This is a genomic window from Bacteroidota bacterium (assembly GCA_019637975.1).
Classification (GTDB): domain Bacteria; phylum Bacteroidota; class Ignavibacteria; order UBA10030; family UBA6906; genus CAADGV01.
On the sequence record JAHBUR010000009.1, the window covers coordinates 107,392 to 121,915 of the forward strand.

General features: G+C 51.6%; 12 protein-coding genes. 1 reads left to right on the forward strand and 11 read right to left on the reverse strand.

What is annotated here, in order from left to right:
- Positions 1–51 precede the first annotated feature (51 nt).
- Positions 52–1,671, forward strand: coding sequence for a malate synthase A (gene aceB / locus KF749_06845; GenBank protein MBX2990874.1), 1,620 nt, complete (start codon positions 52–54; stop codon positions 1,669–1,671).
- Positions 1,672–1,742: 71 nt separating this feature from the next.
- On the opposite strand, the gene KF749_06850 is transcribed toward aceB, so the two are convergent.
- The 11 genes from KF749_06850 to KF749_06900 all read right to left on the reverse strand — a co-directional run bounded on the left by KF749_06850 (position 1,743) and on the right by KF749_06900 (position 14,521).
- A complete protein-coding gene (locus tag KF749_06850; GenBank protein MBX2990875.1) occupies positions 1,743–4,403 on the reverse strand; it encodes an LPS-assembly protein LptD in 2,661 nt (886 codons plus the stop codon).
- Entirely contained in the window at positions 4,403–5,725 is a 1,323-nt protein-coding gene (locus KF749_06855) for a replication-associated recombination protein A (protein MBX2990876.1), read from the reverse strand. The genes KF749_06850 and KF749_06855 overlap by 1 nt, the downstream gene beginning before the upstream one ends.
- Positions 5,726–5,791: 66 nt before the next feature.
- Entirely contained in the window at positions 5,792–6,133 is a 342-nt protein-coding gene (locus tag KF749_06860) for a septum formation initiator family protein (protein MBX2990877.1), read from the reverse strand.
- Positions 6,134–6,243: 110 nt separating this feature from the next.
- Complete coding sequence (locus KF749_06865) at positions 6,244–7,380, reverse strand: hypothetical protein (GenBank protein ID MBX2990878.1); 1,137 nt, start codon at positions 7,378–7,380, stop codon at positions 6,244–6,246.
- 254 nt (positions 7,381–7,634) lie between these two features.
- Positions 7,635–8,771, reverse strand: a complete 1,137-nt coding sequence (locus KF749_06870; protein MBX2990879.1) for a D-alanine--D-alanine ligase — start codon at positions 8,769–8,771, stop codon at positions 7,635–7,637.
- A 35-nt stretch (positions 8,772–8,806) separates the two neighbouring features.
- Positions 8,807–9,562 (reverse strand): class II aldolase/adducin family protein, encoded by a 756-nt coding sequence (locus KF749_06875; protein ID MBX2990880.1) that lies wholly within the window; start codon positions 9,560–9,562, stop codon positions 8,807–8,809.
- A gap of 62 nt (positions 9,563–9,624) precedes the next feature.
- Complete coding sequence (locus tag KF749_06880) at positions 9,625–10,128, reverse strand: TlpA family protein disulfide reductase (protein MBX2990881.1); 504 nt, start codon at positions 10,126–10,128, stop codon at positions 9,625–9,627.
- A complete protein-coding gene (locus KF749_06885; protein ID MBX2990882.1) occupies positions 10,128–10,733 on the reverse strand; it encodes a thioredoxin family protein in 606 nt (201 codons plus the stop codon). Before KF749_06885 ends, KF749_06880 begins: the two co-directional genes overlap by 1 nt.
- A gap of 54 nt (positions 10,734–10,787) precedes the next feature.
- Positions 10,788–11,780, reverse strand: a complete 993-nt coding sequence (locus tag KF749_06890) for an aspartate-semialdehyde dehydrogenase (protein MBX2990883.1) — start codon at positions 11,778–11,780, stop codon at positions 10,788–10,790.
- An 18-nt stretch (positions 11,781–11,798) separates the two neighbouring features.
- The gene (gene lysA, locus KF749_06895) at positions 11,799–13,067 is read right to left on the reverse strand and encodes a diaminopimelate decarboxylase (GenBank protein MBX2990884.1); all 1,269 of its coding nucleotides are present in this window, start codon (positions 13,065–13,067) and stop codon (positions 11,799–11,801) included.
- Positions 13,067–14,521: an aminotransferase class V-fold PLP-dependent enzyme gene (locus tag KF749_06900; GenBank protein ID MBX2990885.1), complete on the reverse strand. Its 1,455-nt coding sequence runs from the start codon at positions 14,519–14,521 to the stop codon at positions 13,067–13,069. Before KF749_06900 ends, lysA begins: the two co-directional genes overlap by 1 nt.
- Positions 14,522–14,524: the final 3 nt, after the last annotated feature.

Sequence of the window (14,524 nt, forward strand, 5' to 3'; positions counted from 1 at the left end):
ATGCCCTCGCAATTTCATACCACTTGGAATTATGCAGAGGAATCGAAGACTATGCACGAAGTTATCGCAGGCCCAGCCGTTGACGCAATCACGTTACTTGGAACATCGGTGAACGAATACCCGGATATTCTGACTCCCGAGGCATTGGAATTTGTTGTCACATTGGAACGTGAATTCAGACCTGCCCGGACACAAATTCTCGCAGCTCGAAAAGACCGTCAGGCACAAATCGATGCCGGTAATCGGCCTGACTTCCTGCCGGCAACACGCGCTGTCAGGGAAAACAGTGTGTGGCGCGTTGGAACCATTCCCGATGATCTCCAGGATCGTCGTGTTGAAATTACGGGGCCGGTCGAGCGCAAAATGATGATTAACGCTCTGAATTCAGGCGCTAGTGTCTTCATGGCTGATTTCGAAGATGCGAACTCTCCAACGTGGGAAAATATCATGAACGGCCACCGCAACTTGCGGGATGCGATCGATCGTTCCATAACATTTACAAGTCCGGACGGAAGAAAATACAAACTGAACGATCACGTTGCGACACTGATGGTCCGGCCCCGAGGCTGGCATCTCGAAGAGAAGCACGTTCTTGTCGACGGCAAACCAATGTCGGCTTCGTTGTTTGATTTCGGGATGTATTTCTTCCATCAAGCGCAAAATCTTCTTGATCGCGGAACGGGCCCGTACTTTTACCTTCCCAAACTCGAAAACCATCACGAAGCACATTTATGGAACAGCGTGTTCGAGTTCGCTCAACACGAGCTCGACATTCCGCAGGGTACAATCAAGGTGACGGTGTTGATCGAGACAATTCTCGCAGCCTTTGAAATGGAGGAGATTCTGTACGAGTTGCGCAATCATATTGTCGGCTTGAATGCAGGGCGTTGGGATTACATGTTCAGCGTTATCAAAAAATTTAGAAATAACCCTGACTTTCTTTTGCCCGACCGATCACAACTGACCATGACGGTGCCATTCATGCGTGCCTACACAGAGTTGCTTGTCAAGACTTGTCACAAGCGAGGAGCTCACGCAATCGGCGGAATGGCGGCGTTCATTCCAAGCAGAAAAGACCCAAAAATCAACGACATCGCGCTCGCAAAGGTCACTGAGGACAAAATACGTGAGTCAAACGATGGTTTCGATGGAACCTGGGTTGCCCATCCCGATCTCGTTCCCGTTGCCCGAAAACCGTTCGATGCGATTCTCGGCGCATCCCCCCATCAAAAACACCGGATGCGCGAGGATGTGAACGTTACTGCGGGGGAGTTGCTCAACTTCACAGTTCCGAATGCAACAATAACCGAAACAGGGTTGCGCAACAACATCAATGTCGGACTGCAATACATCGAATCGTGGTTGAGAGGCGTTGGTGCGGCAGGGATTTTCAATTTGATGGAAGACGCGGCAACAGCAGAAATCTCCCGCTCGCAAGTGTGGCAGTGGCTGCATCATGAAAGAGCGCAACTTGCTGACGGCAGACTTGTCAATGAGTTTATGTACCAAACGCTGCGTGACGAGGAGTTGAAGAAGATCGAAGAAGCAATCGGGCAGGAGGCATTCGCCGCATCCCACTTTGACATTGCCCGAATGCTTTTTGATCAGCTTGTCACGCGGGATCGTTTCGCCGACTTCCTCACACTTGAAGCGTACAAGTACCTGGACTAGAGAAAGCCACGATGGCATAGAGTACACGCGAAAAAGAACTCTGTGTCTCCGCGTCTCAGTGGCAGAATAGATCAGAAAATGTTCCGGGCACTCTCCTGCTTCGTCACCTTGATGTCCTGCAACTGCGGAGCCTTCAGGCGAATCTCCAGTCTGTAATTCCGGTTGGGGCCTGTCGGCACCCAGTTGAACGTCATCTCCCAGCAATGCAAGTCGCGGTAGACACTCACCTGCGGCGCGGCGAAAATTCTATTCACCAGATCATAATTCGTACTGGCCGAGATCTTCCAATTCTCAGTAAGACTGAAACTGAGCGACGCGGACAGATTCGAGCTGCGAAATTTGTTGCGCGGATCCTCTTGGGATTGCGAAAAGTTATAAGAAAGATCAAGCCTCCACGGAATACTAAAATCCGGCACTGGATCATCATACAGCTGGCGAGTGCCGCTTTGCTGACGCAATGAATCAGCCGCGGAAAGTACCGGGCCGGCTGTCGATTTCTTTTTTTCTCCACTCAACGACGTCGAAAGACTGATATTAAAATTCGTGAGTTGTGCCAATTGCCCCGTCTCTTTCACGAGGAATTTATTGACACGCCGACCGATTCTCGGATCCAACGGATCGGGCTCGAATTTGTAGAGATTAAAGCTCGTACTGCCGCTGATATTCAACAACGTTCCGATATTTGTCCGGTAACCAATACTAATCGGGTCGAACTTCAAGCTGTCTCTGGCAAAGTTGTAACCTGTTGAGACATCAAAATTAAGAAGCTGGAACTTGTTCTCCTGCCCCGCTGAATCGGACGATTCTGTTTTCATTTCAATCACATTTTCGATGCGAAGCCCGATCGCCTGCCGTTCTTCACCGGGCGCCCCGCCGAACACTTCGCGATCATAGAATCCGTATTTCTGCACACGTCCAAATTGGTCAACGTATGTTCCAAAATACCCGAATGACGGTTTCGAGAAATCAGGCTGGTACGTATAACTGAGCGATGGCTTTACTTGATGCCGTATGCCCTTGATGCCAAGAATATTTGGTTGGACGATGCCGTAGAATTTCGTTCCTGCACTAATTCCCATACTGAAAACCCGAACGGCTTTGAATCTCCTGAATTCCGTATCAATGACACGGTATGTTGTATCACGATTGCCGCTTGTATCCGGCTCGCCGATGGTTGTCTCCAGTTCGCGGCGTGTCCCCTTCTCGTACCATTTCTCCGTGTAGTTGAAGAAAGGAGTAATAGTGAAATAGCCGAGTTTCGGCGAAGCGTTGATGGTAACGTTGTGCTGAACTCCGCGCCGCTCTTCAACGCGTTCAACACCGAGCGTGTCGGCCTTGTACTGATTGCGCGTATTCAGCAGTTGTCCGCCGTACGTGTAGCCAATCAGGTCGTACCATGCAGAAGATGAACCGCCTGAACTGCTCTTTGAACGGAACGGAAAACTTTGTCCCCGATTGAAACTCAGGTTCGGTAACGCATCGCTGATTTCCAACTGACCCGGCTGTGCAGTGAGGTTCTGCCTTCTGCTCACATTCAACGTGAGACTGTTCGGCGTTCCCTCCCATGATTTGGAAAGGGTGGCATTCGAGTATATTTCCTGACGCAAAAGATCATCCAACCTGTAACTGACGTTTTGATAATACGATGATCCGCTCGTGAACGTGAAGTCGACGACAAGCCGTGTTGTCGGATTGAATTCCTGGTTATGCCCGACATGAATGTTGAACACTCTCTGATTGGAATAGTTGGGATCGCCCCGCTCGCCTGAGATTGTTTTGGCGTACGAAGCATTGATACCGCCGGAGAAATTGTATCGCAATGCGTACCGGAAATTGGAATACAACACCCAGCTTCCCTTCGTGTAGCCGTCGCCCGTCACGCTCCAATCCAGATAATCGTTGATTGCCCAATAGTAGCCGAGATGGAGCAAATAGCGTCCGCGATTGCTTTCGCCGTACGCCGGCCCGATGATGCCCGAGCGCCTTCCTCGCTCCGTCGGAAAAATGCCGAACGGCAGCGCAAAGACAGGCACATCCGACACATACAAATAGATCGGCCGGGCAACGATGTTCTGCTTCAGCGAAATTTTCATTTCCGGACTGCCGAAGTAGTAATGCGGATGATCGGCGTCGCATGTCGTGTACTTGCCGTCGGCCACAAAGAGAACATCCGTTCCTATCTTTTTGATCTCCTCGCCGCGGTAATATCCGCCTTCAAGCTCCGTCTTGCCGACGTCAATTTTCCCTTTCTTCGTTTTGAAGTTGTAGGAGATTTTTTGCCCGCGATATGTTTCATTTCCATCAATCAAATCCGGAGCGCCGCGAATGCCAGTTTTCGACGTATCCGACGCGTCGGGAACACCTTGCGCATTCAGCACGGAGGTATTCCAATTCACATCAATGTACTCCGCTTTTATGCCCATTTCCTTGTACCTGATGCTGCTCGTGCCGTGAAGGTACATCGTTCTGTTGCGCAGCGAGTAGATGATGGAATCCTTCGCAACGTAGGAAACAACGGAGTCAATGCCTGAAGGAGATTGTGCTGCGATCAGCGAATCCACGCCGGTGGTGTCCGAAGATTGCTGAGATAGCGTGTCGGGGAAAGATGGGGTTGTAGTGTCGGGTAAGACTGGAATTGCTTGCGGCAGATCGGGGATTTGAGCCCACGCCGGCGCATGCATTCCTGCAAGAAGGAAAACCAACAGCATGGTTGTAGATGTCGGCTTCTGCATTACCGTTTCTTCGATTTCCACCAACTGAGCAGCCTCTCACGGATCTTCATCTCGCCGCCGAGTTCCGTCGGACGGTAGTAGACGCGGTTCTTCAACCCGTCCGGCAGATACTGCTGCTCGACGAAATGCGTCTCAAAATCATGACTGTACTTGTAGTCGGCGCCATAGTCGAGATCTTTCATGAGCTTGGTCGGGGCGTTCCGCAAATGCAATGGTACAGGTTCATCCGGCTTTGTCTTCACATCACTCATCGCTTCGTTGATGGCCATATACGATGCGTTGCTTTTCAGGCAAGACGCCAGATACGCAGCAGTCTGTGCAAGCACGATCCGCGCCTCCGGCATTCCGATGTAATCAACTGCCGTGAAACAAGACGTTGCAAGCGTCAAGGCATACGGATCGGCATTCCCGATATCTTCCGACGCAAGGACGATCATCCGGCGCGCAATAAATTTCGGATCTTCTCCCCCTTCGAGCATGCGCGCAAGCCAGTACACGGCAGCATCGGGATCGCTTCCTCTGACACTCTTGATGAAGGCGGAGATGATGTTGTAATGCTCTTCACCGCCTTTATCGTACTTCACAAATTTTCGTTGAAATGCCTCTTCGATATGCTTCTTGGCGATAACCCGTCGCTTGTGAACATCAGGCTTCGTCAGGTTGATTGCGGTTTCGAGTCCGTTCAGCAACATGCGCGCATCCCCGCCCGAAAGATGGATCAGATAGTCACGGTTTTCTATCTGAATATCCAGCTTGCTCAATACGTGATCCGTTTTCAGAGCATGATCAATGATGATTGTGAGATGTTCTGTCGAGAGGGATTGAAGAACATAGATGCGCGAGCGAGAGAGAAGCGGTGAGATCACTTCGAACGAAGGATTCTCCGTTGTGGCTCCGATCAGCGTGATGAGGCCGTCTTCGACGCTATGCAAGAGGGCATCCTGCTGTGCTTTGTTGAAGCGGTGAATCTCATCGATGAACAGAATGGTGTTCCGCTGGAAGTGTTTCCGGTTCACAGCAGCTTTGTCCAGAACCTCGCGAACATCCTTTACGCCGGACGAAACGGCATTCAGTTGATAGAAGTCGGCTTGCGTATGTCCGGCAATTATGCGGGCAAGCGTTGTTTTGCCGCTGCCCGGCGGACCCCAGAAGATCATTGAGGGAAGCCGGTCGCTTTCAATCAGAACGCTCAGCGGTTTTCCTTCTCCCAACAGATGTTCCTGTCCCACAAACTCGTCCAGTGATTGCGGACGGACGCGTTCGGCAAGCGGGGCATACGTTGATGGTGGGTTGGATTGAGGTGTAGAGTCGAAGAGTTCCATTCGGTTCGATCGCAGATTACCGATCAGGATTACGACGGGCCGCAATCTGCAATCCGCAATCTCACATCATTTTCTGTTCACCTTGTAGACGGTTTCTCCTTCGCGGATCATCCCGTATTTTTCGCGGGCAACCTTCTCGACCGCCCGCGGATCACCTTCGAGCGCCTTTGCTTCGGATTGCAGGCGCTTTGTCTCTTCTTCCGCCGCCTGAATTTTCGAAACAAGCTCTGCTTTCTGGCTTTGTAAACGGATGCGTTGAACAACTCCATGACTTCCCAACAGCGCGTAGAGAACAACGGCCGATCCGAGGATGAATCGTACCATAAACCGCTTGTTCTTCAACAAACGAACCAGCTTCGCCTTGACGTTCGAGCTTTTGCTGCTCTTGCGGTAGAAAAGACTGTCCATAGCGCACGCAATGTACCAATATTTTCAGGGGTTTGCAACCGAATGAACTGCCGATAAACAAAGCGGCCGAACCCGTATAGGGTCCGGCCGCAAATCAGACGCAAAGACTGCTACTGCGCAATCCGTTTAGGCGGCAGAGCAACGGGTCTGAACGATGAATCCGTCGGACTGGAAACACCATCCCGTATGGTGTTTATAACTGATACCGCTTGAGTGGTGCCATTGATATCGTACACGTACCACTGATTGCCGGCAATTCCGCGCACGATGCGATCTTCACGCACAAGCCCCGCGGAAGTGTACACGCGGACTGTTGCGTCTGAGGAGTCCGACATGAAGTGACTGCCTGTCGAGTTGCGGTTGCTGTAATCATGAATCTTGTACCGCAACGTTCCGGGGAAGAACTTGAAAATCGTGATTGTCTCCGGCCCGTACGAGGTGACATCATCGTGATCGAGGAATGCAATGGTATCGCCGTTCGCCGCCTGGACAACACGGTTCCCGTAGAAAACATGGTACCGTGGTCTTCCCGCGACTGCAGTACTGTCACCTGTCAGATGCGAGTCAAGATCGGAGGGCTTCAATCCCCAATTTAGCACGATCCGTATTTGGCCGGGCGGAACCGGTTGCGTGACTGTTGTCGTGAATTGCGTTGCAGTCGTATCCGTAACGGATCGGTTTGCAACCAGCGGCACACGTCCGGCGGCGTGAATCACATACACATAGTTGCCGATCGTGAGTGAAGTAGTGAAACGACCTTGAGAGTCTGTTGTCAGATCAGGGAACCGAAACGCGGATGTATCGTTGCCGGATCCGACAAAAAATCGGACTGTCGCGCCGGAAATGGCCGATCCTGTTTGGGCATCATTCACGGTACCGGTAATCTGTTGCGCTGCAAGAATTGTTGTCCCCGCCGCAACACTCGTTTGCCCCAAAGGAATAACAACATCGATGTATGCTGTGGGACGCCCGGCCGCGGAAATCACGACGGTATAGCGTCCCGCGGCATTCACCGCTACTTGCCACACACCCGAAGCGTTGCTCGTTCCCGATGCTGCCGGTGAACCCGCAACTGCCGTGCCCGCGTAGCACTGAACCGCAGCCCCTGAAATTGCCTGACCGCCAAACGCCTGCACAGTACCCGATACGTTTATGCCTCCTGACGGTTCGGAACCGGAACCATCTTTCTTGCAACCCGCAATCAACAATGTACAACAGACACCAAAGATGAGAACAGCATTTTTCATACTACCTCCCCTGAAAAATTGTTGGTATGAGAAAAAAAAACGCACGAACATTCTGATGAATATTCGTGCGTTTTTATGAGAACGGTTTTTACTGCGTTGTACGCTGATGCAGTATAGTCAAGGTCGACTTAAGTGTCAAGGTCGTGTGATGTGTATCTCACCGAAAGCGAGAAAGGATGTTGCAGTATTCAACACTCACCAGCCGCTTGAGCGAAGTAGCGAGAGAACAGACTTATGATGAATTTCGGTTTGAACTACGAAATGTACCACTCTTCACGCGGACGGTAGGATGTCCGGCTTTTGCTCTTTTCTTTGTAACGGTCCAGTGCAAGTTGAATGAGCCGGTCAAGAAGTTGTGAGTAAGAGATGCCCGATGCCTCCCACAGTTTCGGATACATGCTGATGGCCGTAAATCCGGGGATGGTATTGATTTCGTTCAGATAGATGTTGTTTGTTTTTTTCGTCACAAAGAAATCCACCCGCGCCATCCCGGCACAATCCAATACAGTAAACGCATTGACGGCTAGTCGACGCAGACGTCTTGCAATTTCTTTCGGCATCTTTGCCGGAATGTCAGCACGAGACTTCCCATCCACGTACTTTGCATCGTAGTCATAGAATTCATTCGAGGGAATGATTTCACCCGGAACTGAGGCAATGGGCTCGTCATTTCCCAGCACGCTTACTTCAATCTCGCGGGCATTCCTGACGCCTTGTTCGCAAATCACTTTTCGATCGAATTCCGCTGCGAGTTCAACCGCGACCTGCAGTTCTTTCCTACCGTACGCTTTTGAAATGCCGACACTCGATCCCGTGTTCGCAGGCTTCACGAATACCGGATATCGCAGGGTTTTTTCGACGGCGGCAGCCACTTTCTTCGGGTTTTCGCGACAGTTCGACGAGAGGAACCACACATATTTCACAACCGGAAGCCCGGCCTGTTTGTGGAGCTGTTTCTGAACAATTTTATCCATGCCGACGGCGGAGGCAAGAACGCCGGCACCGACATACGGAATGTTTGCCAACTCCAACAGTCCCTGCAGCGTTCCATCTTCTCCAAACGTTCCATGAACAACCGGAAACACAACATCAAGCTTCATCTCTGCATACCTTTCCCCGCTGAGAGAAACAAGCGACTGCCGGTTCGGTTCCGGCACAAGAAATCGTTCCGGTTCCCGCTCAAGTCCCTCTTTTGATTTGAGCCGTTGCAGAGATTCCCTCGAACTGATCCAGCGGCCTCCTTTGGTGATCCCAATCGGAACAACGTCATATTTTGCTGTGTCGAGCGCATTGATAACGGAGGTTGCTGAAACGAGCGAGACTTCGTGCTCACCTGAACGGCCGCCGAAAATTACCCCGACTCGAAGTTTTCTATCTACAGGGTTTGTCAAGACGTTGTCACAATAGGGTTTGTTGAATTGGTGGATTAGCGGAGTCCGAGTTCTTGAAGCTTCTGTTCAACGTACTTTCGCAACTCCGGTTCGGTCAGTTCAGTTACCGGGGTTGCCGGGATTTCGCATGCGATCTTGCTGGAAAAATCCTTGCCGTAGCTTTGCACGCTGACAGCCCGCAGTTTGGCGAGCTGCTCTTCCGAGAGTGTTCTTACCCCCCCAAGCATGTGGGCTATAAACGTGATATGAGCTGCATGCTCTACCTTTTCCATCTTGAAAAATGCATCATACACATCAGGTCCGAAAGCAACAGCTCCGTGATTGGCAAGGAGAATTGCGTCGCCCTTTTCGATAAACGGTGCGAGCGACGCGGTCACTTCGGGTGTTGATGGGGTCGCATACTCGGCAAGCGGTATGGCCCCAAGCCCGACAATCACCTCCGGGAAGGTACAGAGATCAAGCCCGATTCTTGCGGTGGCAAAACCTGTTGCATAAACCGGATGGGCGTGCACTACAGCATTCACATCTCTGCGCTGGCGGTAAATGAACAGATGCATCCCGACTTCCGTCGAAGGCTTCCCTGCTCCGCTTACTTGGCGGCCGTCGGGCGACACTTCAACAATGTCGTGTCGTGTCACCATCCCCTTATTGATTCCCGATCGTGTCGTGAGAATGTTGCCACTTCCCAGCCGTACACTGACATTGCCGTCAGTTGCGGCAACCATCCCTCGTGCGTACAAGCGATGGCAGACATCAAGCAATTGCGTAAGAATGTCGGATGATCCGGTCATTAAAAGGATACGGAATGCTGTTCAATGATAGCGAAAGGCAGGGTGAGTTTCAAATTGTGTGGTCACTTCTGAAGGAGGGGCAGAACAAGGCGCTCCAGTTCCGATTTCTCCAACTCTTCAACCTTCATGGTCACAAGTTCCCCCTTGCGGTTATAGATGAACGTTGCCGGAACGCCGCCGCTCCACCGGGGATTCATCGCATTGATGAATTTTTCATCGTCATCGGTTTCCTTGATGTATGATGCGTCCGTAACGTTCAGTCGACGCAGAAAGGAGGTCACCTTCTGTCTGGCTCTTGAGTCGTCATCAATCGATATGAAAACCACGTCAAGCCCCTTCTCTGAATGTCTCTTCTGCAGTTTGAGGAATTCAGGAAATTCTTCGACACACGGCTTGCACCACGTTGCCCAGAAATTCAAGACAAGGACTCTCCCCTTCGATTTCTCGCGCAATGCATTGAATCCATTTTCGTCAATGGGCAGCAAAACAGGCCCAAGGCTTGTGCCCTGCGCCTGCCAAGCATTCTGCGTTATCAGACAGATCAGGAGAGTCGCGATGACGTGCATCAGCTTTCTTTCTTCACGCGCTTGATGGTGCAGCCGAACGCCTTGGTTTCGGCACGCTGAACGGCTTTGCCGGCAAGCAATGCATCGAGCGTCTCACGTAAATCATGCGTTTTGATTTTTTCGGGATTGCGCGAATCATCGATCCGGCCATGATACACAACGGTGCCGTTGTCATCCAGAACGAAAATTTCCGGTGTTACTTGCGCCCCGTATTCGTCGGCAACGACATTGTTCCAATCCTTCAACACATCAAACTTGAAGCTGTTCTTGGCGGCATGTTCTTTTACTTCAGCCGCATCCTCTTGTTTGTTCGAGTTAATGCCGACGAAGGAAATTCCCCGGGGGGAATAATCCGCATACAATGTCGCCATCCTTTCGTTGTAGTCATTGGAAATGGGGCACTGCGTTGCGATGAACATCACCACGGCATATTTGCTTGAGAGATATTCATCAAGTGAATGCTCAACGCCATCGGGATCTTTAAGGGAGAATGAAGGGGCTTTCTTCCCTATCTCAAGTGACTCTGCATGCGTCGTGTTCGATATCGAGAATACGACCAGCGCACCAAGAACAAGCAAAGCCGCACCAATGATGTACTTCTTCATCGCAACTCCTCCGTAAATGATTGTTGTATGTTGATTGTATTGTGTATAAAACGATTATCTACCCTTGATCCACTCTTCGGCAATCTGGACGGCGTTCGTTGCAGCACCCTTGCGCAGGTTATCGGACACTACCCATAACGTCAGGCCGCTGCCAATAGTTTCATCCCGGCGGATTCTTCCCACAAACACTTCATCACGGTCCCAGGCGGCAACAGGCATGGGGTAGAGTGATGCGGTCGGATCATCCTGAAGGAGAATGCCCTCGGCGTTCGCCAGGGCCTCTCGAACTTCATGCATCTCGAATTTCTTTTCAAGTTCTACATTGATCGACTCGCTGTGTCCGCCGTACACAGGAACGCGCACGCATGTTGCATTCACTTTGATGGCATCATCGCCCATGATCTTCTTTGTCTCGTTTACCATCTTGTGTTCCTCTTTCGTATATCCGTCAGGGTGGAACACATCGACGTGTGGCAGGATATTCATGGCAATCTGGTGGGCGAACTTTTTCTCGACCGGCCGGTTAGCAAGTTCGTCTTCAAGCTGGGCAAGTCCCCGTTGTCCCGCTCCGGTCACCGATTGATACGTTGAGACAATAACACGCTTAACCTTCCAACGGTCATGCAACGGCTTGAGAGCAACAACCATCTGAATAGTGGAGCAATTCGGGTTTGCGATGATTCCTTTGTGGTGGAAGATCATTCTCCGATTTACCTCCGGGACAACAAGAGGAACGTTCGGATCCATCCGGAATGCGCTGCTGTTGTCAATCACCAGTGTGCCGGCTTTCGCGGCATGTGGAGCCATCTCCTTGCTCACTGTGGCACCTGCTGAAAACAGGGCTATCTCGATTCCTGCAAACGAGCGTTCCGTCAGTTGCTCGACGGGATGGATGATACCGCCGAATTCCACTTCCTTGCCGATCGATCGCTCGGAGGCAAGGAACTTGATGTTGCCGACAGGGAAGTTCCGTTCCTCCAAAATCTGAATCATCTTCCTTCCCACTAATCCTGTCGCGCCCACAACTGCTACGTTATACAGACGCATGTTCAGTATCTCCTAAGTTCATGACAATAAGTCTTCAAGGTTTTCCCGACTGCGAATGGATGTTGCCTGCGATCCATTCACCAGAACCTCTGCGGGCCGGAGACGGGAGTTGTAGTTCGATGAAAGAACGTATCCGTACGCGCCGGCACAGAGGACGGCAAGCACATCTCCTCGCGAGACGAGAGGAAGAAGCCGATCCTGTGCAAAAAAATCGCCCGATTCACAACACGGCCCCACAACGTCAACCTCTTCGATGATTGTGTTCGAGAGTTGCAGGGGAACTATTTGATGATGCGCCTGATATAAACTCGGGCGAATCAGATCATTCATCCCCCCGTCAATAACAACAAAGTTCTTGCCCTCTTGTTCCTTGCGGTACAACACCGTTGTAACGAGAACTCCGGCATCCCCGACAATTGAACGTCCCGGTTGAATAGTAATTGTACACTCCGTCTTTCTTAATATCGGGAGTACGGTTTTGAGGAATTCCGCTGCAGAAAGAGTCTCAGATTCCATTTTTTCTGCCGGCAGCCGCGGATGCGTGAGCACACCGTGATATCTGATCCCAAACCCGCCGCCGAAATCCACTTCATGCACGGCGATGTTGTTGTTGCGCAATTCCCCGACCACGCGTTCGAGCGCGTGGGCCGCCTCGACAAAAGCCCTCTGACTCAGTATCTGCGAGCCGATATGGCTATGAACGCCCCGGATTTCAACTGATGGAAGATGTTGCGCCCACCCCAGTATCTCCACTGCTTTGCGTGAAGATATGCCGAACTTGTTGTGCTTTTGCCCTGTTGAGATATATGCGTGCGTCCCGGCATCAATATCGAGATTCAGACGAAGGAGGATGCGTGCCGTCTTTCCAAGCCGCGATGCAATCGTGCTGATGACCTCAAGCTCTTGTTTCGATTCGACGTTGAAGGCGTAGATGTCCTCCTCTAACGCGTATGCAATCTCATCGTCGCGCTTGCCGACCCCGCTGAACGAGATGGAGTCCGGTGGGAAGCCGGCGTTGAGCGCAATGAACAGCTCGCCTTTGGAGCCAACGTCGGCGCCCAGACCTTGTTCAGCAATAAGTTTCAGAAGATAAACATTCGCATTCGCCTTGACCGCATACGTTGTACGATGGAGATATCCCTCGAAGGCTGCTTCGATGGCGCGGCAGTTTTCGACGATGGCCCTTCTGCTGTAGACATATAATGGAGAGCCGAATTCCGCAATCAGTTCGGATAGCCTTGCATCTTCGCAGTACAACTCATGGTTCAGGTAGCGGAATGATGTCATCAGCCCCACGCCGATTCGGAAAACTGCTGCGTCTTGCCCTCCGCCTGTGAGTCAAACGGGTCGAAATACTCGGCGTAATTGATGTCAAACCCTTCGGCGAAGAATGCCCCCGAATCCTGATCCTGAATGTATGTGCCCTTGTACTCCTTACGGCTGATAATCTCCAGCATCCCGACCAATGCGTCTACGTCGTCTTCATTCGAATAGCAACCAAAGCTCGCGCGAACCATCCCCGGGAACGTACTGAGGTCGGACGTTACAACGCCGCATCCGGCATCCTCCGCATGATCGGCATCGACGTTCAGCAATTTCTTCGCGTACGGTTGGGCACAGAAGTAACCGTTTCTGACTCCGATGCCGCCTTCCGTCCCGAGGATTGCGCCGACCAAACCAGGATGCATTCCCTCCATGTTGAACGTTATGACGCCCACTTTGTCGTCACGTCGGTCAATTGGCCCGTAATACACCATCCCCGGAATCTTCTTCAATTTCTTCATCGCGTACTCGAGCAGATGTTGCTCGTGCGCTGCAACCGAATCCATTCCCATCTCATTCATCACACACACTGCTTCAGCAAGCGCGAGGCCACCGACGACATTCGGGCTGCCTGCCTCGTCGCGATGTGGAGCGGGGTTCCATTCCACATGATCCAGTGTCACGATGGCGGCAACGCCGCCGCCAACGCTATCGGGTTCCCCCGCCGCGAAGAAATTCCTCGGACCGACAAGAACGCCGGTTCCGAACGGCGCGTAGATCTTGTGTGCTGAGTAGGCAAGAAAGTCAATGTGACGCGGATCGTCATCCGGCAACATGTTTACCGGGCGGTGAGCAACGAGTTGTGCCGCATCAACAAACACGCGGGCTCCGGCACCGTGCGCCAATTCTGCAATCTCGTGGATAGGAGAGCAGATACCGGTAATGTTCGATGCTCCGTTGACTGCTACCAACTTCACGCGGCCTTTGAATCGCTGCAAGATGTCCCGCATTTCATGCACGTCAATGTGGCCGCCATTGAGAACTCCGATGTGAACAACGCTTGCCACTTTGCGCCATGGCAAATCATTGGAGTGATGTTCAATCCCGGTCGTCACAACAACATCGTTCTTTGTAAAATTGAACCGATGCGCGAGTTTGTTGATGCACTCGGTTGTATTCTTTAGGAACACCACAATGTTCCTATCGAGGTCGGCGCCGACAAATTTGCCGCACACATCGTGGGCACTGTCGTACAATTGTGTCGCAATCCTTGATTTGAAACCCGTACCCCGATGGACGCCGGAGTACCATGGCATAAAATCCTCAATTCGCTTCAGCACGCGTTTGAATGCGGGCGTGCTTGCCGCGTTGTCGAGAAACACATACGGCCGCTTGCTGCCATCAAGCACGGGAACGGCTGTGTCGATTCCGACAATTTCAGAACGGACATTCTCGATCCGTATGGACTGGTTGTTCATGGT